Origin of the sequence: Acinetobacter sp. YH1901141, assembly GCF_013416935.1 — a bacterium.
GTDB classification, from domain to species: domain Bacteria; phylum Pseudomonadota; class Gammaproteobacteria; order Pseudomonadales; family Moraxellaceae; genus Acinetobacter; species Acinetobacter towneri.
This window is the reverse complement of the sequence record NZ_VPEY01000080.1, coordinates 1-1,162: the sequence shown is the minus strand read 5'-3', so window position 1 is coordinate 1,162 and position 1,162 is coordinate 1. Positions and strand designations below refer to the sequence as shown.

At 39.1% G+C, this 1,162-nt stretch carries 1 protein-coding gene; it reads right to left on the bottom strand.

The window, feature by feature from the left end; genetic code table 11:
- Positions 1 to 52: 52 nt before the first annotated feature.
- Positions 53 to 1,128, bottom strand: a protein-coding gene (locus tag FTV52_RS14565; protein WP_085945815.1) for an IS3-like element ISAba20 family transposase whose coding sequence is annotated in 2 segments (ribosomal slippage) — positions 53 to 876 and positions 876 to 1,128 — 1,077 coding nt in all. Because the reading frame shifts where the segments join, the coding sequence is not laid out codon by codon here.
- Positions 1,129 to 1,162 lie beyond the last annotated feature (34 nt).

The following is a 1,162-nucleotide window of genomic DNA, read 5'->3' as shown; positions in this document are numbered from 1 at the left end:
GGTAATACCCCCATTTTTAATTGAATTAATGGGTAGAAAATCTAAAGCCTTGTTATTGTTTAAAAATAGGTGGACAACCATTTACTGACATATGAGGTCGTTCATGATTATAAAAGTACTGCCAGTCAGTTGTATAGTCCTGCACCTCGCTCAGATCTCGAAATAAATATTGATTTAGACACTCATAACGTACTGTACGATTAAATCGCTCAACATATGCATTTTGCTGTGGATTGCCTGGTTGAGTAAATACATGCTCAATACCATGCTGATCACACCACTTTTCCATCAGCTCACTTATATACTCTGGGCCATTGTCGGTTCTAATGCGTTTAGGTTTACCTCGCCATTCAATGAGCTGATCAAGTCCTCTCAGCACACGTTCTGCTGGCAACGAAAAGTCAATCAATATATCCAATGACTCGCGATTATAGTCATCAATCACGTTGTGAACTCGATAACTACGTCCATCACTGAGTTGATCATACATAAAGTCCATTGACCATGATTCATTCTTAGCTGTCGGTACTGCAAGGGTTTCAGGCTGTTCTCGTTTAATCCGCTTATTAGGCTTGATTCTTAAATTAAGCTCAAGCTCCTTATAAATGCGATAGACACGTTTGTGGTTCCATTTGTATTTTTTAACATTACGCAAATACAGGAAACAAAGCTTGAAGCCCCATGTTTTATGATCATTGGTTAATTGAATCAACCATTCGGCAATCTGTTGATTCTCTTCATCTAAACGAGCTTTATAGCGATAACACGTTTGACTGACTTTAAAAATTAAGCAGGCCATGCTGATTGAAATCTTAAATTGCTCAGTAGCTTGCTGAGCAAGTGACTTTCGCTGAACAGGCCTTAAAACTTTTTTAAAAGTGCATCTTGCAAGATGTCTGACTTTAGCCGCTCATCAGCATACATGCGTTTTAAACGGGCATTTTCAGCCTCAAGTTCTTTAAGCCGCGTCATCATTGAAAGATCCATGCCGCCATATTTGGACTTCCACTTGTAGAATGTAGCAGAGCTCATACCATGTTCGCGGCACAAGTTCGGTATGGGTGTTCCTGCTTCAGCTTGCTTCAAGATACTCATGATCAAGCTGTCTGAATACTTAGATGTTTTCATAGAAAATCTCCTTAAATCAAGGTTATTCGATTTT